Here is a 21,722-nt window from a genome sequence, read left to right as displayed (position 1 = left end):
TCCCAGGAATCGCCCAAGTCATGACTTTCCGCACTGCAAGGGCCAGGGGTTTACCGGCACAGTGATGTGAGGGGAAAGTTTCGTCCACCGGACAAGTGGGCAATTGCTCGGGTCGCGTCAGTCGGGAGAACGTCAGTGAGTGCCAACTTCACCGTCCTGCTGGTCGCCGCGGGTCTCGCCGTGGCGGCGGGTTCCGCCGCTCTGGTCTCCGCCCGCGGCATGCGGCGCGAACTGGCCGCCCTGCGCCAGGACCTGGCCGGACTCGGCGTACCCGGGCAGCGCGACGCCGAGGGCATCAGGGCGGCCGTCGCGGGCGCCCTCGCCGACGAGCGCGAGCGCGAACTGGCCGAGGCCCGCGCCTTCTGGGCCGAGCAGGAGGCCCGCGAGAGCGCGGGCGAGGCACCGCTCTTCCGCGGGCTGTACGGCAGCGCCGCGGACGGCCCGCTGCCCGGCTGCGACTACGAGGTGCCGCCGGTACTGCCCTACCTGCCGCGGCAGGCCGACTTCGCGGGCCTGGACGCCGCCGAGGGCGCCTTCGAGGGCGTCCGCGACACCGAGGGCGCGGGCGACCCCGGCGACGCCGTCCTGCCCGCGCCGGGCGCGATCCCGCACCCCTCCGGCCCGGACTTCGCACCCTCGCCGGTCGTCGCCTCGCCGGACCAGACCGCCGACCGGCTCGCCGACCTCGCGGACGGCCGCATCCCGCTCTCCGACGTCCGCCCGGGCCCGCTGGGCACACTGGACGTCTACGTCTTCGCGGACGGCACCACGCTGTGCATGACGCCTGGCCACCGGGAGACCGCGCTGCGGCTGTCGGAGGCGCTGGACCGCGGCGACGTGCCCGTACTGCGCGGCGGCTCGGCCATAGCCGGGGCCTACGCGCTGACCTTCGCCTTCGGCGAGGAGAGCGTCTACGTGCTGGCCGACCGCGTCGTCGCCTCGCTCTGAGACCTGAGATCCGAGCCCCGCGGGCCGGGCGGCGAACCGGCCGCACCCTTACCGCGTCGCACCGCTCGCACCGCGTCGCACCGTACGAAGGCCGGTCAGCCGACCTCGCGCGCCGCCTTCGCGACCTTCTCGCGCGCCTCGGCCAGCAGCGCGCCGTGCCCGGGGGACGCCGCCACCGCGAGCAACTCCCGCCCGGCGAGGGAGAGCTGGTCGCCGACCACGAACACGCCCTCGTCCGGCATCACGTACGGCTCGCGCCCGGGGAATTCCAGCAACTGGGCCTCCCGGTCCAGCCACCGCGCCAGCTCCAGTCCGGCCGCCGCGGCGCCCGCCTGGAGCCGCCGCTGGGGCAGCGCGCGCAGCCGCCCCGCGAGGCGCTCCACCGCGGCGCCCAGTTCGTCCGGTCGTGTCTGCTCGGGCATGGCCCGACAGTACCGGGGGTAAGGAAGACGGCCTCGCACCCATGTCCGTCCCCGGCGGTTCGCCGCGCGATGGTTGCCAACGAACGACCGCTGGGGCACGGTGGGGTGACCGGACCACATACCGGAGGCGCCGATGTCCCAAACGCACTTCTCCGCGGAAACCCACCGGAATCTGATCGACCGTATCCCGCACTGCACCGGCCGCGAGGTCAGCGAGTGGCTGTCCGCCCTCGACGAAGGACCCGCGCTCTTCCGCTTCGACGAGAAGGTCAGCTGGCTGCGCAGCGAGCACGACCTCTCCTACGGCCACGCCAAGGCCCTCGTCCACGAGTACGACCTGCGACGGGCCGCCCGCAACCTGCGCTGAACGGTCACCGCCGACACTCCCACACGCCTGCGGGCTGCCGGGAAGCGGTACTTCCCGGCAGCCCGCCGCGTGCGCCCGTACACCCCCGGACACGGCCTGGGGGGCGTCAGTCGCGCAGGATCGCGATCAGCCGCAGCAGCTCCAGATAGATCCACACCAGCGACAGCGTCAGACCGAATGCCGCGAGCCAGGACTCCTCGCGCGGGGCGCCGCCGCGCACACCGTCCTCGATCTGCTTGAAGTCCAGCGACAGGAAGAAAGCGCCCAGCGCCACACCCAGCAGGCAGAAGACGATGCCGAGCGGGCCGGTGCGCAGCCCCAGCGTGTCCGAGCCGCCGAAGGCCGCGAAGAGCAGGTTCACCACCATCGCGAGCACGAAGCCGATCGCGACCGCCATGCCGATGCGCTGGTAGCGCGCGGTGACCCGGACGATCCGCGCCCGGTAGGCGACGAGCATCCCGGCGAAGACGGCCATGGTGCCCAGCACCGCCTGCACCGGCGCACCCTGCCACGCCTGGTTGTACTCCCGGCTCAGCACACCGAGGAAAACACCCTCGAAGGCGGCGTAACCGAGGATCAGCGCGGGTACGGGCCGCCGCTTGAACGCCTGCACCATGGCCAGCACGAACGCGATCAGCGCGGCGCCCACCGCCAGGCCGACCCGGTCCGGCAGCGCGACCCATCCCAGGACGGCGCCGACCACGACCGTGCCGAGCGTGATGCCGGTACGCGTCACGACGTCGTCGATCGTCATCCGCCCGGTCTGCGCCGGGCCCGCGGCGGGCGCCGCGTACATCTCCTCCAGCCGCTCGGCGCTCGCCGGCCCCGGCTGGTCGTACGGATTGCGCGGCGCCCCCGCGTACGGGTTGCCCTGCGCGCCGCCGTAGGGGTTGCCGCCGCCGTACGGGCCGCCGCCCCGGGCACCGGCCGACTCGAAGCCGGCGTAGTCGTTCCCGCGGGTGAAACCCCGCCGGGAGAAGACCGGATTGCTGCTCCTCATCTCACTCCTCCAAGGCCGCGTCCGCGGCTCTGCGTCAAGAGTAATGGCTTGGCAAAAAAGCAGCCTTCCCGCAGATCGGCGACTCGAACACATCCGCCGCACGGACCGCGGGCCGTCCCGGTGGGTATACCCGGTGGACGCCCGGCCCCCGGCGCGGTATCACTGAAGGGTGCAGACGAACACGCGTTCGAAACCCAGGGAGCAGGCCATGGCACGCCCCGACCACACCCGAGCCCTGCACGCGGCCCTGCTCGCCGCCGCCCGCGGCCTGCCCGTCTTCCCGCTCTCGCGCAGCAAGCTGCCCGCCGTCCGCTCCCCGCACCGCGACGAGCCGCGCACGGCGGCGCTGTGCCGCGGCGCCTGCGGCCGGCCGGGCCACGGGGTGCACGACGCGACCACCGACCCTGCCCGGATACGCGCGCTCTTCGCCGTGACGCCGTGGGCGACCGGCTACGGCGTCGCGTGCGGCCGCGCCCCGCACCACCTCGTCGGCGTCGACCTGGACGTCAAGCACGGCGCGGACGGCGTCGCGGCGCTGCGCGCGCTCGCCGCGCGGCACGGCTTCACCGTGCCCGAAACCCTGACGGTGCTGACCCCCTCGGGCGGCCGCCACCTGTGGCTCACCGCGCCCGGCCCCGTCCCCAACTCGGCGGGGCGGCTGGCCCGCGGCATCGACATACGCGGCGAGGGCGGGTACGTCGTCGGCCCGGGATCGCGCACCCTGGCGGGCCGCTACCTGCCCGACCCCGGCTCGGCGGGCGCCGTCCTGGCCCCCGCCCCGGCGGCGCTGCTGCGGCTGGCCGCCCCGCCCGCGAGCCCGGCGGAGCAGCGGCCCCGGCACGCGGCAGGGCCGCGGCATCCCGCCGAGAAGCGGGCCGCGGCCCTGGTGCGCTTCGTGCTCGACTCGCAGGAGGGCGAGCGCAACGGCCGGCTCTTCTGGGCCGCCTGCCGCGCCTACGACGCCGGGGTCGGCGACACCCTCGCACCCGCGCTGGTGACGGCCGCCGTGCACACCGGCCTCAGCGAGCGGGAGGCCGCCGCCACCGTGGCGTCGGCGGGCCGGCTGCGCACCGCCCCGCATCCGTGACGCGGGGCGGTGCCCGGGGTCCGGACGGCGCCCGCTCGGGCTCGTACGGAACCCGGGCGGGGCCGCGTCAGGCCAGGACGCGCTGGTGGATCGCGGTGACGGCGCTGCGGGCCGAGCTGAAGGCCCCGTGCTGCCAGGCGTCCATGTAGCTGAGCCAGTCGCCCGCGAAGTGCACGCGGCCGGCCGGTTGGGTCAGCGGCTTGTAGCGGGCGTGGTCGGGGCCGCCGGGGGTGCTGTGCCAGGCGGCCTCCTGGTAGGGGAACTGCCGCCAGTGGTGCGAGAAGGACGTGGCCAGCTCGCTGCGGTACTTCTCGCCGTAGATCTTCACACCGGCCGCGACCGCGCGCGCCTCGCGCTCCTTGGGGGTGAGGGGGGCGTAGGAGTCGGCGTTGGCCCCGGTGTTGTAGTAGCCGATGATCACACCGCGCTCGCCGTGGAAGCCGTAGGACGGGTGCCAGATGTGGGTGACGTCCAGGTCGGTCTCGGTGATGCCGCCGTAGATCCGGTGGTCGGTCTCCCACCAGCGCGAGCGGTACTCCAGTCCGATCTTGCCCGCCGAGGACGGGGTGATCGCCTCCAAGGCGCTCTGCACCCCGCCGCCGAGGTTGTGCGGCACCTTGGCGAGGATGTTCGGCGGCATCGCGGCGACGCAGTAGTCCGCCTCGATGGCCCGGCTCCGCCCGCCCTGGGTGTATGTCACGCGGACGCCGTCGCCCTTGTCCGTCACCTGTGTGACGGCGCAGCCGGTGCGGATCTTCTGGTTGCCGATCGCCCCCGCCAGCGCGTGCGGTATGCGGTCCATACCGCCGACCGGCTGGAACATCAGCATGGCCTGGTCGAATTCGAATTCGAAGGCGAAGTAGCGGCCCACCCCGGTGGCGAAGATCTCCGAGGCGGTGGGCACATCGCCCGCCACGACACCGGGGGTCCCGGCGGCGCCGGGCCACACGGTGTAGCCCCGGCGCGAACTGCCGGTGTATTGCAGGCTGTTTCCGAGGTCGCCGTAGTCCTTGAGGAATTCCGTCAGCCGCTCGCGGTCGTCTGCGGTCAGCGCCGCGTCGAGGGCGCCCTGGTCGGAGGCCTTGGCGAGCAGTTCCGTGACATAGCCGAAGACGTCCGCCTTGGCCGCGCGGTAGCGCATGGGCGAGGTCATGCCGGCCGACTCGTTGTACAGGTAGGTGTCGGCGTTGACGTTGGTGAAGACCTCGATCGGGACGCCGAGTTCACGGCAGTAGTCGAGGGTGATCATCCACTGGGCGATGCGGGCGGGCCCGGCGTTCATGTACTGGCCGTCGGAGAAGCGGGCGGTCTGCCGGTGGCCGTAGAGGTCGGTGGTGGTGTCGCCGCCGCGCACGGTGAAGTTGCGGCCGCCGGGACGGTCGCGGGCCTCCAGGACCGTGCACCGGTAGCCCGCCTTGCCGAGCTCGTAGGCGGTGGTGAGGCCGGCTATGCCGCCGCCGAGCACGACCACCGAGGCCGCGGATCTGCCGGTGAGGGTGAAGTCCCCGGTGCGCGGCGGCCGGTAGGCCGCCTCGCGGGCGGCCGCGGCCTGTGCGGTGGGCGTGAGGCCGAGCGCCCCCATGGTGGCGAGCATCGCGCCGGCGCCGCCCGTCGCGCCGACGGCACGCAGAAACGCACGTCGATTGAGCTGGGTCATCTGCCATGTCCCCTTTCGCTGCTGGCGCAGCGGACTTTGGCAAGCGCGGGTTACGCATGATCGCGTCGCGCGTGTCGCGGGGGTAAGGGGAAGCTCCGCTCCATATGCTCAAGGGCAGTTCAGCACGGGTTCAGCAGCGCGTGCCGCCCCGGCGGTATGCGACGGCGCGGCAGTATGCGCCGGGTTCGGCAATAGGTGCGTGACGCGCACGATGCACGGAAAGGCCGGACAAGACGGCATACGCGGCCGGGCACGGTGGCACATGCCCCGCCGGAACCCCATATTCCGGCCGGCTCGCAGGCCTGCCACCCGAAGGGTGAAGTGCCCGGAGCCGGACTTGAACCGGCACGCCCACATGGGGCAGCGAGGTTTAAGCTCGCCGTGTCTGCGTTCCACCATCCGGGCCGGCGGGGCGCAGAGAAAAGCGTATCGGGGTCGGCGGATCCCAACAGGGCGCCTAACTAGTCATGTTGTCTGATTTTAGAGGCTACTGACGGTGCTTCATTGGCTCCGGCCCGACACATCGCCAGGACAGCGCGGCACTTGCGGGACCATGGTTGCCCCGCACAAGTGACGCGAAATCGCCCTTGGCGCGCACTTGGCGTCGTTACGAGAGCCAATTCGCGCGGGTGCGCGGCATTTCCGAGTCGCCGTCCTCGCCGGTGCGTACCGCGAGCACCTGGTTGACACCGATCCGGTTGCGCTCGAACGACACCGCGGACGCCGCCATGTACAGCTGCCACACCCGGGCTCGCCCCGGCGTGACCAGGCGCACCGCCTGCCGCCAGTTCGCCTCCAGATTCGTCACCCAGGCCCGCAGGGTGCGCCCGTAGTGCTCGCGCAGCGCCTCCACGTCCCGCACCTCGAAGCCGGCCTCCTCCAGCCGGGAGACGGTCGCACCGACCGGCGCCAGCTCCCCGTCAGGGAAGACGTAGCGGTCGATGAACTCGTCCACGTGGTAGGCCGTCTCGTCGCGCAGCGGGCGGCGGGCGATCTGGTGGTTGAGCAGCCGGCCCCCCGGACGCAGCAACCCGTGCAGGATGCGCGCGTACTCCAGGTAGCGCTCGCTGCCCACGTGCTCGGCCATGCCGATCGAGGAGATCGCGTCGAAGGGCCCGTCGGCGACCTCCCGGTAGTCCTGCACCCGGATCTCGATCAGGTCGTCGAGCCCGGCCTCGGCGATCCGCTTGCGGGCGAAGTCCGCCTGCTCGACCGAGAGCGTGATGCCCGTGGCCCGTACCCCGTAGTGCGCGGCGGCGTGCATCACCATCGAGCCCCAGCCGCAGCCGACGTCCAGCAGCCGCTGCCCCTCACGCAGGCCCAGCTTGCGGCAGACCAGGTCGAGCTTGGCGGACTGGGCCTGCTCCAGAGTGGTGTCCGCCTCCGGCCACAGCGCGCACGAGTAGACCATGCTCGGGCCCAGGACCAGGGCGTAGAAGTCGTTGCCGACGTCGTAGTGGTGCGAGACGGCCGCGCGGTCGCGGCGCTTGGTGTGCGCCGGGCCCGAGCGCGGGCGCACCTCCTCGGGCGGCGGCGCGGGCGGCAGCCCCGGCCCGGCGACCGCCAGGGCGCGGCGGGCCAGCCGGTAGGTGTCCGGGTCGCGCAGCGCGGCCGGCAGGCGGCGGGCCGCGGACGGGGCCCCCGCGGACGGCGACACGGGCTCGGGGCGTTCCCAGAGCAGGCCGGAGAGGCGGTCGAGGGCGTCGTGCAGGTCGCCGTCGACGGTCAGCTCGCCGGCCACCCAGGCGCGGACCAGGCCGAGTTCGCCGGGCCGCCAGAGCACGCGGCGCAGGGCACGGCGGTGGCGGAAGACGAGAACGGGTGCGCCGGGCGGCCCGGCCTCGCTGCCGTCCCAGGCCCGTACGCGCAGCGGGAACGGCCGGGAGAGGGCGTGTTCGGCGAAGTCGACGATTCTCGGAGCCGCGTCAGCCATGCATCTGAGCGTACGACCGCGGCGGCCAAAAATCGCCGTTCGGCCGCAAATCTATGTTGCGGATACACGCACTTCGCCCGGACGGCGGTTGCCGCAGGCCGGGGAGGGCCTCCGGGCCCGCCGGGCCGCCTGCCGGGCCGCCCGCCGCACGCGCACGGGACGCGCACGGGACGCGGAAACGCCGTGAGGGCGCCCGCACCACGGATGGCGAGCGCCCTCACGGCGTCTGCTGTGCCCGGCGGCGTCCGTTCCCGGCGCCGACGAGGGGGTGTCAGGCCGCGCCGGCCTTCTCGGCGGCGGCAGCGGCGGCCTTCGGCTGCTCCGGCACGGCGGCGGGCGCCGGGGCCGGGCGGGCGGCCTCGTAGAACTCCTCGCGGGGGTTCTCGATGGCGCCGAGCGAGACGACCTCGCGCTTGAGGAACATCCCCAGCGTCCAGTCGGCGAAGACGCGGATCTTGCGGTTCCAGGTCGGCACCGCCATGCCGTGGTAGCCACGGTGCATGTACCAGGCGAGACGGCCCTTGACCTTGATCTTCGCCTTGCCGAACACGATCATCGCGACGCCCTTGTGCAGCCCGAGACCCGCGACCGCACCCTTGTTGGCGTGCTTGTAGTCCTGCTGCGGGAAGCCGCGCATGCCGGACACCACGTTGTCGCCGAGCACCTTGGCCTGGCGCAGCGCGTGCTGCGCGTTCGGCGGGCACCATGCGCCCTCGCCCGCGGCGAGGTCCGGGATCTGGGCGTTGTCGCCCGCGGCCCAGATGTAGTCGGTGCCGCGCACCTGGAGCGTCGGGGCGGTGTCCACGTGGCCGCGCGGACCGAGCGGCAGGCCGAACTTCGCCAGCGCCGGGTTCGGCTTCACACCGGCCGTCCACACGATGGTGGACGCGTCGACCTCCAGGCCGTTGGCGAGCACCACGTGCTTGTCGACGCAGGACTTCATCGACGTGCTGAGGTAGACCTCGATACCGCGCTCCTGGAGGTGCTCCAGGCCCCACTTGCCGAGCTGCGGGCCGACCTCGGGGAGGATCTTGTCCGCGGCGTCGACGAGGATGAAGCGCATGTCCTCGCGCTTGACGTTCGAGTAGTACTTGGCGGCGTCGCGCGCCATGTCCTCGACCTCGCCGATGGTCTCCGCACCCGCGAAGCCGCCGCCGACGAAGACGAAGGTGAGCGCCTTGCGGCGGATCTCCTCGTCCGTGGTGGAGTCGGCCTTGTCGAGCTGCTCCAGCACGTGGTTGCGCAGCCCGATCGCCTCCTCGACACCCTTCATGCCGATGCCGTTCTCGGCCAGGCCCGGAATCGGGAAGGTCCGGGAGACCGCGCCGAGCGCCATCACCAGGTAGTCGAAGGGCAGCTCGTAGGACTCGCCGACGAGCGGCTCGACCGAGGCGACCTTGCGGTCCTGGTCGATCTCGACGACCCGCCCGGTCAGCACCTCGGCCCCGGGCAGCACGCGCCGCAGCGGGACGACGACGTGACGCGGGGAGATGCTGCCTGCTGCCGTCTCGGGAAGGAAGGGCTGGTACGTCATGTACGAGCGCGGGTCGACGACCGTGACGGTCGCCTCGCCGTACCGCATCTTCTTCAGGATGCGGCGCGCCGCGTACAGGCCGACATAACCGCCGCCTACTACGAGGATCCGTGGACGCTCCGTGGTGCTCATGCATCGAGTATCCAGCACACTGCGGGGGCTACCTCGTGAGCCCCTTCACAAGGACCTGGACACCCTGTGCTACCCTGCGCGGTTTCGCGACCAGGTGCGACACACCCGCCGGACCGCGCTCCGGCCGCCGCTCCCCGGCCACGGGCGCTGATCAGCACCGATCGCGCGGCGTTCACCCCGTGACCCGGCGGTTGTCACACCGCTGAAACACGCCGCCACCAACGATTCCCGGGGTTGCGGACGCCCACACCTTGGAAAATCGGGCCACGGGGCGGGAACTTCATGTGAAGAGTTTCACAAAGGTTTTCCGGCGCCCTGTCCCGCGACGCTGAAAGCGATGCCGTCCAGGATGTCGTGCTCGCTCACCACGACCTCTTCCGCACCCGTCCGCTCCATGATCCGCAGCAGCACCAGCGCCCCCGCGGCGATCACGTCGACCCGGCCCTCGTGGATGACCGCGAGGGCGGCGCGCTCGGCGTGCGTGGACCCCAGCAGCCGCTCGGTGACCGCCCTGACCTGCGCGAGGGTGATCCGGGAGTGGTGGATCGCCGCCGAGTCGTAGGCCGGCAGCTCCAGCGCGAGCGCCGCGACCGTGGTGACCGACCCGGCCAGGCCGACGAGCGTACGGGCGCGCTCCAGCGGCACCGTGCGGGACGCCTCGTCCAGCCCCGCGTCGATGTCGGCGGTCATCGCCGCGACGATCTCCGCGGACGGCGGGTCCACCGGCTCGCCGTCGCGCACGACGTGACGCTCCGTCATCCGTACGCAGCCCACGTCCACCGAGCGGGCGGCCTCCACGCGCTCGGCGCCGAGCACGAATTCGGTCGATCCGCCGCCGATGTCCACCACCAGGTAGGGCGTCAGCATCCCGTGCCCGCCGGTCAGTTCCGCGGTGGCGCCGGTGAAGGACAGCGCCGCCTCCTGATCGCCCGTCACGACCTCGGGATCGACGCCGAGCAGCTCGCGCACACCGCGCACGAAGTCGTCGCGGTTCTCCGCGTCGCGCGAGGCGGAGGTGGCCACGAAGCGGATCCGCTCGGGGGGCACACCGTGCTCGCGGATCACACCGGCGTACTCCCGGCAGGCCGCGAAGGTGCGCTCCAGCGCCTCGGGCGCGAGCCGCCCGGTGCGGTCGACGCCCTGGCCGAGGCGGACGATGCGCATCCGCCGGTCCAGGTCGTGCAGCGTCCCGGTGGCCGGGTCGACGTCCCCGACCAGCAGCCGGATCGAGTTGGTGCCGCAGTCGACGGCGGCGACCCGGGTCGTCGTGGGGGCGGTCATGAGGACGTCTCCTGCCGGTCGTCGCGGTCTTCCTCGGGGAGCGGGACGCACGGGCCCTTGGCCCACCACTCGGGCAGCATCGCGAGCGCCTCGTCGCCGAGCGGGTTGACGCCCGGTCCGGCGGCCAGCGAGTGGCCCACGAGCACGTGCAGGCACTTCACGCGGTCCGGCATGCCGCCCGCGCTCGGGAAGCCCTCCAGCACCTCGATCGCGTCGCGGCGGGCGAGGTAGTCCTCGTGCGCGGCACGGTAGGCGGCGGCCAGCTCCGGGTCCTCGGCCAGCCGCGCGGTCATGGTCTTCATCACGCCGTCCGCCTCCAGCGTGCCGATCGCCGACGCGGCCCGCGGGCAGGTCAGGTAGTACAGCGTCGGGAAGGGCGTGCCGTCCTCCAGCCGCGGCTGGGTCTCGACCACGTCGGGGTTGCCGCACGGGCAGCGGTGCGCGACCGCGCGCAGGCCGCGCGGCGGGCGGCCGAGCTGCGCCCGGACGGCGTCGGCGTCCGCGGGGGTGGCGGGAGGGTGCTGTGAGTCGTTCATGTGCCGTTTCTCGTTTCGGGGCCGTGAGGGCCGTGGGGCCGTGCGAGCCGTGCCGTGCCGTGCGGGCCGTGCGAGCCGTGCGAGCCGTGCCGTGGGGCCGCGGAGCCCGGCTGCGGGGCGACCGGGACCGGCGCGGCCACGTGCGCGCCACGGGGCGGCAGGGCGCGCCCCGCGGGAGGCGGGCCCGGCAGCCCCCGGGCAGGCCTCAGCGTCCGGGCTGCGCCGCGGCGTCGGCGTGGTCCACGCCGTCCCAGAGGTTCGCGTACCAGGGCCGGTGGGCCGCTGCCGCCGCCTGCCCGCCCGCGTCACCGGGGGTGCCCGCGGCGCGGTTGTGCCCGCCCGCCGAACCGGCGGAGGCGGTGGGGGCGGCGACCGAGTAGCCGTCCTCGCCGGGCATCACGTAGTGCAGCTGCCTGCGGGCCTGGGTGCGCACGTACTCCGGGTCCTGCCAGCGGGCCTTCTCCTCGCGCAGCTGCTCGACCTTCTTCTTCGCCTGCTGCGCCTCGCGGCGCTGGTCGGCGATGTCGGAGCGCTGCGCGATGTACTGCCGCGTCGGGTAGGCGAGGGCGATCACCAGGGCACACAGCACGAGCGCGAGCAGCGCGGCGCGCCCGGTCAGCCGGTTGCGCCGGCCGGGTCTGCGGGCCGCCGCGGCGCGGTAGACCCGCGCGTGCGCCTCCTGCCCGATGGCCTTGAGCCGGGCAGCGGTGGAGAACCGATCCGGAGCCACGCCGTCGCTCCCCTCGTACGTCCCTCGGACTCGCGTCCCTCGCACGGGACGTTATCGCCCCTGGGAGGAACATACTGTCCCGTCGCCCGTACGCGTGTACGTCCCCGCCGGTGGAAGGGCACCGGACGGGGACGCGGCGCGTGCGGTGCGGTTCAGCCCTTGAAGCGCGGGAAGGCGCTGCGACCGGCGTAGACCGCGGCGTCGTCGAGGATCTCCTCGATACGCAGCAGCTGGTTGTACTTGGCGACGCGCTCGGAGCGGGCCGGGGCGCCGGTCTTGATCTGGCCGCAGTTGGTGGCGACGGCCAGGTCGGCGATGGTGACGTCCTCGGTCTCGCCGGAACGGTGCGACATCATGCACTTGTAGCCGCTGCGCTGGGCCAGCTCGACGGCGTCCATCGTCTCGGTGAGCGAGCCGATCTGGTTGACCTTCACCAGCAGCGCGTTGGCGGTGCCGTTGTCGATGCCCTTCTGCAGGCGCTCCGGGTTGGTGACGAACAGGTCGTCGCCCACCAGCTGCACCTTGGCGCCGAGCTTGTCGGTGATGGTCTTCCAGCCGTCCCAGTCGTCCTCGAACAGCGGGTCCTCGATGGAGACCAGCGGGTAGGCGTCGACCAGCTCGGCGTAGTAGTCGGTCATCTCGGCCGCCGAGCGCGACTTGCCCTCGAAGGCGTAGGAGCCGTCCTTGTAGAACTCGGACGCGGCGACGTCCAGCGCGAGCGCGATGTCCTGGCCGGGGGTGTAGCCGGCCTGCTTGATCGCCTCGATGATCAGGTCGAGCGCCTCGCGGTTGGAGCCGAGATTCGGCGCGAAACCACCCTCGTCGCCCAGGCCCGTGGACAGGCCGCGCGTCTTGAGCACGCCCTTGAGGGTGTGGTAGACCTCGGCGCCCCAGCGCAGCGCCTCGGAGAAGGACTCCGCGCCGATCGGCGCGATCATGAACTCCTGGATGTCGACGTTGGAGTCCGCGTGCGAGCCGCCGTTGAGGATGTTCATCATCGGGACGGGCAGGACGTGCGCGTTCGGGCCGCCCAGGTAGCGGAAGAGCGGCAGGTCCGAGGCCTCGGAGGCGGCGTGCGCCACGGCCAGCGACACGCCGAGGATGGCGTTGGCGCCGAGCGAGGACTTGTCGGGGGTGGCGTCCAGGTCGAACATCGCCTGGTCGATCAGCCGCTGCTCGGTGGCGTCGTAGCCGACGAGCTCCGGGCCGATCTGCTCGATCACGGCGAGGACGGCCTTCTCGACGCCCTTGCCCTGGTAGCGGTTCTTGTCGCCGTCGCGGAGTTCGAGGGCCTCGAAGGCGCCGGTGGAGGCGCCGGACGGCACTGCGGCCCGGCCGGTGCTGCCGTCGTCGAGGCCGACCTCGACCTCGACGGTGGGGTTGCCTCGCGAGTCGAGGATTTCCCGGGCTACGACGACGTCGATGGACGGCACGTTGTCTCCTTCTGAGATGTCTTCTCGTTTTTCCGGGACGAGCCTAACCGGCTCGCGTCCCCGGGCCGGTCCTCGGCCCGGCCCCTGAGACGGAAAACCGGCCGGGCGCGCGGGCGCCGCGAGGCGCGCCGCGCGTCCGGCCGGCCGGTGAGGGCGTGCGGGGGCTGCTCGCCCCCCGTCCCGGATCAGCCGAGGCGCAGGTGCTGGCCCGGGTAGATCAGGTCGGCGTCCTTGACGACGTCCTTGTTGAGCTGGAAGAGGTTGTGCCAGCCGCCCTTGACGTGGTGGCTCGCGGCGATCTCGGACAGCGTGTCGCCGGAGACGACGGTGTACGAGCCCTTGGCGCCGTGCCGCTGCCAGTCGGTGGCGGTGTGCTTCGCGGGCTTCGCGGCCTTCTTGGCCGGGGTGCTCTTGGCGGCGGTGGTCTTGGTGGTGGTCTTCGTCGTGGTCTTCGCCGCCGTGGAGCTGCTGGAGCTGCTCGACGAGGAGGACGACGAGGACGAGCCGCCGGGGTTGATGTCGGGGGCCGGGCCGCCCGCGGTCAGGCCGCCGGCCGAGGCGCACGCCCAGGCGCCGGGGCCCTGGAGGGCGAGGAGCTTCTCGGCGACCGCGATCTGCTGGTCCTTGGTGGCGAGGTCGGCGCGCTGCGCGTACTGCAGGCCGCCCGCCGCCTCCCAGCTGGACTGCGAGAACTGCAGGCCGCCGTAGTAGCCGTTGCCGGTGTTGATGTGCCAGTCGCCGCCGGACTCGCACTGCGCGACGGCGTCCCAGGTGGCCACGGAGGCGGCCGAGGAGGAGGTGGCGCCGATCAGCGGCGCGGCGACGGCGACGCCGGCAACACCGGCGAAAGTGGCGAATCGGACCATCTTCGAGGCACGACGGTGCTTACCCATGTGTGTATGTCCCTCACCGACGCCTGCGAGGTCAGCTGTCGGGTTCGGACGTGAGTTGCCCGGCCGGCACCGCGTAGGCGGATGCCCTGCTTCACCCCGAGCCGGACCCGTGGGGGCGGCGGCGGCTTCGTCGCGACGGCGCAGCGGGCTGCGCGGCACGATGCCGTCCGTTGCCTGGGTCCGGCGGAAAGACCGTGGGTCCCCCGCTCCTGCCTGCGGCGCTTTCGCGTCGGTTGCTCCCGTCGGGCGCGGCGGCAGGACTCGGCGTTCCGCTCCGGCGGGGCCCGCTGTGGCGAGCGCTTAGACGTTAAGCACACCGGACCGGATTGAACAAACACTCGCGTTTCGGACGCCAACTGCGGCCACGATGTCGGCCGCTGGACGAATCCGCAGGTCGGACGGGCCGCGACGGGGCGGGAGTCAAGGAGGCGGTCACAGGTTCGAGGAGAGGCTTGTCACATCACCCCATGGAACGGAAATCCCCTACGTCCTTTTTGTCACCAGGCATGTACGACAGGGGATTTCACTCCGGACGGCCGTACACCTCACCCGAGATCGATGGTCTGTCCGGGTTTGATGAGGTTTGGATCGTCGCCGATCGCCTGGCGGTTGACGTCGTAGAGGTGCTGCCAGCCACCGGGGACGTCGTGCGCGGCCGCGATCCCGGAGAGCGAGTCACCGGCGCCGATCTTGTAGACGTCCGTCGCCTTATGTGAAGTAGTGTCCGAATTGCCGCCGTTGCCCTGGTCGTTGGCCTGGCCGTCGTCCGCGGTGCCCGCGCCGGTGTCCCCGTCCGTGGCGCCCGGAACGACGGCGGTCGTACGGGTACGGCTCGCCCGGTCGGCCGCGGCCAGCTCCTCGTCGGTGGGGCTGTACGGGCGCGCGTGGCGGCCGGAGCCCGCCGTGGGCGTGCCGGGGTCGGCGGGGGTGGCGGACGTCGCCGGGGCGGAGGGGTCGGTGGCCGGGGCGGTGGGGGTGACCGCAGGGGCGCTCGGGTCGGTCGGGGTGGGGCTCGCCGTGGCCGGGGGCGCGGGGGTGCCCGTGCCGGTGCCGGTCGCGGGGGTGCCGGGCGTCGTGGGTGCGGCGGGCGTCGTGGGCGTCGCCGCCGGGGTGCCGGGGTCGGCGGGGGCCGTGGGGGCGGTCGGGTCGGCGGTCGTGGTGGGCGCGGGGGTGGCGGTGGAGCCGTCGCCGTTCCCGTTACCGCCGCCGTTGCCGCTGTCGTCGCCGGCGGGGTCGTCGAGCAGGCCCGTGCCCAGCTCGCAACCGGGGAAGGCGTCGGGGCCGAGGGCGTCCAGGACCTTCTCGGCCACCTTGATCTGGTGGGCGCGGGAGGCGAGGTCGGGGCGCGGGGCGTAGAGCAGGCCGCCGTAGCGGACCCATGTGTCCTCGGTGAGCGAGAGGCCGCCGAAGACGCCGTTGTCCGAGGTGGCGTCCCACTGGCCGCCGCTCTCGCATATCGCGACCTTGTCCCACGTGCCGCCGTCCGCGGCCTGCGCGGCCCCGGCACCCGCGACCAGCAGGGGCAGTGCGAGTCCCGCACCGGTCGCCGCCACAGTCACCACGGCCGCGGGGGCCTGGCGGGGGCGTCGGTGCCTGCCGTTGGCGGAGAGCATACGGTCGCCTTTCATCGGTGCCGTCGCGCGCAGCCTTCGCACGCCTCGCGTTGACCGCAGAACGTAGCGGGGTTGGCCAACGGATCACAAGTCGATGTAGCGGTCGTCACGTCGCGGTCACGAGGTTGACGACGCGTCAGTTCTGCTGCGGCGCCTCGGGGGTGAAGGCCACCGGCAAGGTGCGCAGGCCACGCATGATCAGGCCGCCGCGCCACCGCAGATCGCCGGGATCGGCGGCGAGCCGCAGGTCCGGCAGCCGGGTCAGCAGGGTCGCGAGCGCCGTTCTGGCCTCCAGCCGGGCGAGCGGCGCGCCGAGGCAGTAGTGGATGCCGTGGCCGTACCCGAGGTGCGGGTTGTCCCGCCGGGCGAGGTCGAGGCGGTCGGGGTCGGTGAAGCGCTCGGGGTCGCGGTCGGCGGCCGCGAGCACGACCAGGACCGGGTCGCCCTGGGCCACGGCCACGCCGCCGATCTCGACCGGCCGGGTGGCGTAGCGCCAGGTCGCCAGCTCCACGGGGCCGTCGTAGCGAAGGAGTTCCTCGATCCCGGTGTCCAGCAGGCCGTGGTCGCCCGACGCGAGGGCCTGCTGGAGGACCGCGCGCTGCCCGGGGTTGCGCAGCAGCGCGTAGGTGCCGTTGCCGATGAGGTTGACGGTGGTCTCGAATCCCGCGAAGAGCAGCACGAAGCACATGGCCGCGGCCTCGTTCTCCGTCAGGTGCTCGCCGTGGTCGGAGGCCCGGATCAGACCGGCGATCAGGTCGTCGGGCGGGCCGCCCGCGGCGCCCGCCGCCAGTTCGGCGCGCTTGCGGTGGATCAGCTCCGTCAGATACGCGCGCATCCGCTTGACCGAGCGCGCCACACCGCCGCGCGGACCGCCGCCGTGCCGGATCATCATCCCGGCCCAGTCCCGGAAGTCGTCCTGGTCCTCGGCGGGGACACCCAGCAGGTCGCAGATGGCGTAGATAGGGAGCGGGAAGGCGAATTCGTGGATCAGGTCCGCCTCCCCGCGTGCCGCGAAGCCGTCCACGAAACGGTCCGTCAGCTGCTGCACCCGCGTCCCGAAGCCCGCCACCCGGCGCGGGGTGAAGGCCTTGGAGACCAGGCGGCGCAGCCGGGTGTGGTCGGGCGGGTCGATGTTCAGCAGATGCGTCATCAGATCCGCGCTGCGCTCGCCCGGGATACCGGTCTTGCCGCGCGCGCCGGGCGACTCCGCGTGGTGCACCGGGTTCTTGCTCAGGCGTGGATCCGCCAGCGCCTCGCGCGCGTCGGCGTAGCGGGTGACGAGCCAGGCCTCGACCCCGCTGGGCAGCGTCGTGCGGTGGACGGGCGCGTGCTCGCGCAGCCAGGCGTAGGCGGGGTAGGGGTCGGTGGCGAACTCCCAGGTGAAGAGCTCGGGCATGGCGGCGCCGTCGGTCATCCCCCGACCGTACGCGACGCGCCCGTGTGCGGGATGCGCCCCTGTGCGGGTGCGCCCGCCTGCGGGACGGGGCAGCCGTGCGCGTACCCGCCGCCGCGGCGGCTACGGCTCCCGGGGCCCGTTCCGCCCGGCCCGCACCTCCGACTCGGCGGCGCGTATCGCCGTACGGTAGCGGCGTGCCGCGTGCCGCAGGGCCGCCTCGGGGTCGATGCCGGACGACTGGGCGGCGGCCGCCTCGGCCAGCAGGTGGTCGCCGAGCGCGCTCTCGTCGTCGTAGAGCGGGGCGGGCGGGGTGACGGGCAGCGGGAGCCCGGCCTGCCGCGCCCTCCCGGCGAGCTTGGCGGCCAGCGCCAGAGCCGGCGAGGCGAGCGGCACCCCGTCCGTGACCGACTCGCGGGCCTTCTCGACGCCCTTGAGCCGTACCCAGTTGGCCTGCACCTGCTCGGGCGTCTCGGCGACCTCCTCGCCGAAGATGTGCGGGTGGCGGTGGACCAGCTTGTCGACCAGCCCGGCCGCCACGTCGTCGATGCCGAACGGCTCGTCCGGATCGCTCTCGGCGATGGCGGCGTGGAAGACCACCTGGAGCAGGACGTCCCCCAGCTCCTCGCGGACCGCCGCCCGGTCGCCCTCCTCGATCGCCTCGACCAGCTCGTACATCTCCTCGATGCCGTACGTGGCGAGATCCTCGTGCGTGCGCAGGCTGCTCCAGGGGCATTCGGCCCGGATCCGGTCCATCACCTGGACGAGATCCAGCAGCCGCGCGCCCGGCAGGTCGTACGAGCCGGGCAGCAGCTCCAGGTCGGGCATCTCGACCCGGCCGGACCCGCCGAGCGCGGCGAGCTCCGCGGTGACCGCCCGGTCGCCCTCCCCGCCGCCCGGCGGCAGATAGACCACCGTGCGCCCCCCGGCCGCCGCCTCCACCAGCTCACGGCCGGTGGGCGCGGCGATCTCCACGGCCACCCCAGCCTCGCGCAGGAAGGGCAGCTGCGGATGCCCGTCGTCGGGGCACAGCACCCGGTCGGCGCCGCGCAGCACCTGCCAAGCGGGCCAGGACAGCTGCCCCGGGGCCACCCGGTGGCTGGTGGTGAGCAGGACCAGCCGGCCGGCGCCGCCCGTGGGGGCGGTGCCGGGACCGGCGGTGGAGTCGGCAGCGGAGTCGTTCACCCCTCGAACGTACCGCGAGGGTCCGACAACGGCCTCACGCGACCGGCGCCGCCGCGGCCGGGGGCTTGGTGATCACCCAGGCGTCGGAGGTGTCGCCGATGCTGGCCTTCTTCTTGTCCCAGGTGCCGTAGCGCGGGTTGACCGTCACACCGAGCTTGTCCGCGGTCTTGGTGAGGATGCCGAGCAGCGCGGTCTGGCCGCCGTCGCTGCCCGGCTGGTAGCCGAGGCTGGAGATCAGCTTGCCGAGCAGCGCGTTCGTCCGGAAGTAGGTGTCGGCCTCGCCGGGCGCGATGCCGAACTGCTGGAGCAGCGCCGCGTTCAGCGCCTGCTCGCTGCCGCCGAACTGCTCCAGCGCGGCCGCGCGGTCCTGCTGTGCCTCCTCCTCGGAGACCGTCACACCGGCGTCGTCGGCGGCCCGCTCGATGACGGCGGTCTGCACGAGCATGGTCAGCGTCTGCGTCGACAGCTTGGTGCTGGACGCGAGCAGCTGGGCGCTCTGCGGGGAGGCCTCCTGCGCCGCGCGCACCTGGTTGACCTTCGACTGGAGCGAGGCCACGGTGATCCGCTGGTCGCCCACCACGGCTGCGGCGCCGGTCCGGTCCGGGCCCGATCCGCACGCGGTCAGGGCGGGCGATGCCAGCAGCAGCGCGGCTGCGGCGATCGAGACGGCGGCGGTGCGGCGGCGGACCATGGGTGCCTCCCGGCAGGGGAACAAGCCTCACGATGCTGATGTGATGATCGAGCACGAGGATATTGATCCCGGACCGCCGATATCCAGCACTCCGCACCACAGGATCCGCACAGCCCGCCCGCGCCGGCCGCTCCCCCGCCGCCCCACGGCCCGTGTCACCGCCCGGTTCCCGCAGGTGCGGACGGCATTCCGGACCCGGCGCCGTCAGCCCGTGGGCAGCCGCTCCGCGGGGCAGCCGCCGAGCACCTTGCGCATGGCGTCGCGCTCCGCGGAGGTCACCCACAGGCCGTACTTCTTCTTCACCGCGACCTGCCGCGCCACATAGGCGCAGCGGAAGGCGGTGTTCGGCGGCAGCCAGGTGGCGGTGTCGCCGTCGCTCTTGCGGCGGTTGGTGGAGGCGTCGACGGCCAGCAGGTTGAGCGGGTCGTTGGCGAAGTCGCGGCGCTTGGTGTCCGGCCACTGCGCGGCGCCCTTCTGCCACGCGTCGGACAGCGCCACCGCGTGGTCGATGTCGACCTTGCTCGCGCCGCGCTTGTAGGTGATCTGCGTGCCCGTGTACGGGTCGGCGAGGACGCCGGCGGTGACGATGCACTTCTTGGCGCCGTCGCGGAAGGTCGTCTGCCGCAGGTCGCGCTTGAGTATGTCGTCGCGGGTGTCGCAGCCGTTGTGGTCGGTGTCGGACCACGCGGGGCCGAACTTCTCGCGCGTGTAGCCGGTCTTGGGCGCGCGCCCCTTGACGGTCAGCCGGCCCGCGGCGGCCAGTGCGCTGCCGGGCGCGCCCGCCGTGCTGCCCGGGGCGGCGGACGCCGAGGCGCTGCCGCTTGCCGCGGGGAGGTTGGGGTCCTTGCAGCCCGCGAGGCCGCCGCCGAGGACGACGGCGAGGGCCGCGGCGCAGGCGAGGGTCCGGGCGGGCCGGGTGCGGGCGAGGCGAAAACGGGCGGCCGGGCGCCCGGTGCCGGCCGGGCCGGTCGCGGCGTCGGTGCCGGACCCGGCGGGCGGGGTGGTCGTGGGTGCCATGAGCGCCTCTCAGGGGTCCGGCCGGTCGGACGACCGGTGCGACTAACGGAAGAACAGTCCGTCAACTGCCTTCCCCCGATGGCGCAGACTACGGCTCCGCGTCCGCGTCCCGGCCCGCCGGGTCACCCGCGGGACCGCCCCTCCCGCGGGTGACCGGACCCGCGTCGGCGTGCCGACGCGAGCACGCCCCCTTCACCCGGCCAAGCTGGTAACACCCCGAAACGGGAGAAAAGGTGCGCCGCCGCGGTGTCGTGGCAGGGCAGCCCAGGCGACGGAAGGACCGGCGGATGAGCGGCGACGGCAACGGCGAGCGGGACGGCGCGGAGGCCGTGCTCCCGGCCCAGGAGCCCGGCGGAACACGGGAGATCCCCGCACCCGCGCGCCCGCCGGCCCCGGACACCGGCGACACCCGCGCGGACGCGGACGCGGCGGCGGGCCCCGCGCGGACGCTCCCGGCCCGGCTCGGCCGACCCCCGCTCGGCCCGCCCCGGCTCGACCCGTGGCTGCTCGCCGGGGTCTTCACGGCGCTCTACGCGGCGCTCTCGCTCTCGCGCTACCGCCGGATGGAGACGATGTCCTGGGACCTGGGCATCTTCGAACAGGCGGTGAAGGGGTACGCCCATCTGCACGTTCCGGTCGCCGACCTCAAGGGCCCCGGATTCGACGAACTCGGCGACCACTTCAGCCCCGTGATCGCCCTGATCGCGCCCTTCTACCGGGTCTTCCCGACCACGGTGACACTGCTCGTGGCGCAGGCGCTGCTGTTCGCCCTGTCCGTGGTCCCCGTGACACGGGCGGCGGGGCTGCTGCTCGGACGCGGCGCCGGACTCGCGGTCGGCGCCGCGTACGGGCTGTCGTGGGGCGTCCAGCGGGCCGTCGAGTTCGACTTCCACGAGATCGCCTTCGCCGTGCCGCTGCTCGCCTTCTCCCTCTCGGCCGTCCTGCTGCGCCGCTGGACGGCCGCCATGCTCTGGACGCTGCCGCTGGTGCTGGTCAAGGAGGACCTGGGGGCGGCCGTCGCGGCGATCGGCGTGGTGGTGTGGCTGCGGGCCGGACAGGACACCCTGCGGGGCGCGGCGGGTGGCAGCAGGGTCCGCCCGTGGGCGCTGCGGCTGGCGGTCTTCGGGGTCGTGGCGTCGGCGTGGGAGATCGGCTGGCTCATCCCGCTGCTCCACGGGCCGGGGTACAACGCGTTCAACCACATCGACGGCGACGGCACCCTCACCGGCCACATTCCGCCGGTCACGGCACTGCGCACGCTGCTGTGGCTGCTGCTGCCCGCCGGGGGGCTGCTGGCGCTGCGCTCCCCGCTGCTGCTGGTCGCGCTGCCGACCATCGGGTGGCGCTTCGTCTCCCACTACCCCGAGAACTGGGGCACCGCCTGGCACTACAACGCGGTGCTGATGCCCGTGGTCTTCCTCGCCGCCGTCGACTGCGCCGCGCGCGTCGCCTCGGGCGCGCCGGGCCGCCGCCCGACCCCGCGGTGGCTGCGCTCCGCCGCCCGCGCACTGCCCGCCACGGCGCTCGGGGCCGCGGTGGCACTGGGCACCCAGCTCCCGTTGGCGGGGCTGACGCACCTGGCCGCCTACCGGGTGGACAGCGGGACACGGGCCGCCGAACGGGCCCTCGCCCGCATCCCGGACGGCGCCACGGTGGAGGCCAACGTGGGGCCGATCAGCCGCCTGGTCCGGCGCACCAGCGTCTACTGGGTCGGCCAGACCGGTGGCCGGGCCCCGGACTACCTGGCCTTCGAGAACCTCTCCGGCTGGCTCAGCGACCCGGTCGGCTACGCCCGGCAACTCCACCCGCAGGCCCGCTACGCCACCGTCGCCGAGGGCGGCGGCTACGTGGTGCTGCGCCGCGGGTGACG

The 21,722-nt window shown here is 73.4% G+C and carries 19 protein-coding genes, 1 tRNA gene and 1 riboswitch; of the genes, 4 read left to right on the top strand and 16 right to left on the bottom strand.

Annotated features, from left to right (window positions below):
- The first annotated feature begins 135 nt into the window (after positions 1–135).
- The gene (locus ACH4PY_RS08425) at positions 136–948 is read left to right on the top strand and encodes a hypothetical protein (protein WP_398177398.1); all 813 of its coding nucleotides are present in this window, start codon (positions 136–138) and stop codon (positions 946–948) included.
- Positions 949–1,043: 95 nt separating this feature from the next.
- Here the strand turns inward: ACH4PY_RS08425 and ACH4PY_RS08420 are convergent, their stop codons facing one another.
- A complete protein-coding gene (locus ACH4PY_RS08420; RefSeq protein WP_398177395.1) occupies positions 1,044–1,370 on the bottom strand; it encodes a hypothetical protein in 327 nt (108 codons plus the stop codon).
- Positions 1,371–1,503: 133 nt separating this feature from the next.
- Here ACH4PY_RS08420 and ACH4PY_RS08415 point away from each other — a divergent pair, with 133 nt between their 5' ends.
- Positions 1,504–1,737 carry a DUF4287 domain-containing protein gene (locus ACH4PY_RS08415; RefSeq protein ID WP_398177392.1) on the top strand — a complete coding sequence of 78 codons (234 nt, stop codon included), beginning with the start codon at positions 1,504–1,506 and terminating at the stop codon, positions 1,735–1,737.
- A gap of 106 nt (positions 1,738–1,843) precedes the next feature.
- On the opposite strand, the gene ACH4PY_RS08410 is transcribed toward ACH4PY_RS08415, so the two are convergent.
- The gene (locus ACH4PY_RS08410; RefSeq protein ID WP_398177389.1) at positions 1,844–2,737 is read right to left on the bottom strand and encodes a Bax inhibitor-1/YccA family protein; all 894 of its coding nucleotides are present in this window, start codon (positions 2,735–2,737) and stop codon (positions 1,844–1,846) included.
- Positions 2,738–2,945: 208 nt separating this feature from the next.
- On the opposite strand from ACH4PY_RS08410, the gene ACH4PY_RS08405 reads away from it, so the two are divergent.
- Positions 2,946–3,824, top strand: coding sequence for a bifunctional DNA primase/polymerase (locus ACH4PY_RS08405; RefSeq protein WP_398177386.1), 879 nt, complete (start codon positions 2,946–2,948; stop codon positions 3,822–3,824).
- A 67-nt stretch (positions 3,825–3,891) separates the two neighbouring features.
- On the opposite strand, the gene ACH4PY_RS08400 is transcribed toward ACH4PY_RS08405, so the two are convergent.
- From ACH4PY_RS08400 to ACH4PY_RS08335, 14 genes are all read right to left on the bottom strand, one after another.
- The gene (locus tag ACH4PY_RS08400) at positions 3,892–5,418 is read right to left on the bottom strand and encodes a flavin monoamine oxidase family protein (protein ID WP_398177643.1); all 1,527 of its coding nucleotides are present in this window, start codon (positions 5,416–5,418) and stop codon (positions 3,892–3,894) included.
- Between the two features lie 385 nt (positions 5,419–5,803).
- Positions 5,804–5,886 (bottom strand) — tRNA-Leu (locus tag ACH4PY_RS08395).
- A 202-nt stretch (positions 5,887–6,088) separates the two neighbouring features.
- Positions 6,089–7,414, bottom strand: a complete 1,326-nt coding sequence (locus tag ACH4PY_RS08390; RefSeq protein WP_398177383.1) for a class I SAM-dependent methyltransferase — start codon at positions 7,412–7,414, stop codon at positions 6,089–6,091.
- Positions 7,415–7,685: 271 nt separating this feature from the next.
- Positions 7,686–9,080: an NAD(P)/FAD-dependent oxidoreductase gene (locus ACH4PY_RS08385; RefSeq protein ID WP_398177380.1), complete on the bottom strand. Its 1,395-nt coding sequence runs from the start codon at positions 9,078–9,080 to the stop codon at positions 7,686–7,688.
- 294 nt (positions 9,081–9,374) lie between these two features.
- Positions 9,375–10,361: an exopolyphosphatase gene (locus ACH4PY_RS08380; RefSeq protein WP_398177377.1), complete on the bottom strand. Its 987-nt coding sequence runs from the start codon at positions 10,359–10,361 to the stop codon at positions 9,375–9,377.
- On the bottom strand, positions 10,358–10,897 hold the full coding sequence (locus tag ACH4PY_RS08375) for a DUF501 domain-containing protein (RefSeq protein WP_398177375.1): 540 nt from the start codon (positions 10,895–10,897) through the stop codon (positions 10,358–10,360). The genes ACH4PY_RS08380 and ACH4PY_RS08375 overlap by 4 nt, the downstream gene beginning before the upstream one ends.
- Positions 10,898–11,102: 205 nt before the next feature.
- Positions 11,103–11,627, bottom strand: coding sequence for a septum formation initiator family protein (locus ACH4PY_RS08370; RefSeq protein WP_398177372.1), 525 nt, complete (start codon positions 11,625–11,627; stop codon positions 11,103–11,105).
- Positions 11,628–11,779: 152 nt separating this feature from the next.
- Entirely contained in the window at positions 11,780–13,060 is a 1,281-nt protein-coding gene (gene eno / locus ACH4PY_RS08365; RefSeq protein WP_398177370.1) for a phosphopyruvate hydratase, read from the bottom strand.
- 185 nt (positions 13,061–13,245) lie between these two features.
- A complete protein-coding gene (locus ACH4PY_RS08360; RefSeq protein ID WP_398177368.1) occupies positions 13,246–13,953 on the bottom strand; it encodes a transglycosylase family protein in 708 nt (235 codons plus the stop codon).
- A 5-nt stretch (positions 13,954–13,958) separates the two neighbouring features.
- A riboswitch (cyclic di-AMP (ydaO/yuaA leader) is annotated at positions 13,959–14,087 on the bottom strand.
- Between the two features lie 411 nt (positions 14,088–14,498).
- A complete protein-coding gene (locus tag ACH4PY_RS08355; protein WP_398177365.1) occupies positions 14,499–15,566 on the bottom strand; it encodes a transglycosylase family protein in 1,068 nt (355 codons plus the stop codon).
- Between the two features lie 136 nt (positions 15,567–15,702).
- Positions 15,703–16,980: a cytochrome P450 gene (locus ACH4PY_RS08350; protein WP_398177362.1), complete on the bottom strand. Its 1,278-nt coding sequence runs from the start codon at positions 16,978–16,980 to the stop codon at positions 15,703–15,705.
- A 102-nt stretch (positions 16,981–17,082) separates the two neighbouring features.
- Positions 17,083–18,144, bottom strand: coding sequence for a nucleoside triphosphate pyrophosphohydrolase (locus ACH4PY_RS08345; RefSeq protein WP_398177359.1), 1,062 nt, complete (start codon positions 18,142–18,144; stop codon positions 17,083–17,085).
- A 34-nt stretch (positions 18,145–18,178) separates the two neighbouring features.
- Positions 18,179–18,835 (bottom strand): SurA N-terminal domain-containing protein, encoded by a 657-nt coding sequence (locus ACH4PY_RS08340; protein WP_398177356.1) that lies wholly within the window; start codon positions 18,833–18,835, stop codon positions 18,179–18,181.
- 204 nt (positions 18,836–19,039) lie between these two features.
- On the bottom strand, positions 19,040–19,852 hold the full coding sequence (locus tag ACH4PY_RS08335; protein ID WP_398177353.1) for an HNH endonuclease family protein: 813 nt from the start codon (positions 19,850–19,852) through the stop codon (positions 19,040–19,042).
- A gap of 287 nt (positions 19,853–20,139) precedes the next feature.
- Between ACH4PY_RS08335 and ACH4PY_RS08330 the strand changes: the two genes are divergently transcribed.
- The gene (locus ACH4PY_RS08330; protein ID WP_398177351.1) at positions 20,140–21,720 is read left to right on the top strand and encodes a DUF2079 domain-containing protein; all 1,581 of its coding nucleotides are present in this window, start codon (positions 20,140–20,142) and stop codon (positions 21,718–21,720) included.
- Positions 21,721–21,722 lie beyond the last annotated feature (2 nt).

This window comes from Streptomyces sp. NPDC021224 (assembly GCF_044332905.1).
In the GTDB taxonomy this organism is placed as follows: Bacteria; Actinomycetota; Actinomycetes; order Streptomycetales; family Streptomycetaceae; genus Actinacidiphila.
Note: the sequence above shows the minus strand (reverse complement) of the source record. Positions and strands in the feature narration are given on the sequence as shown.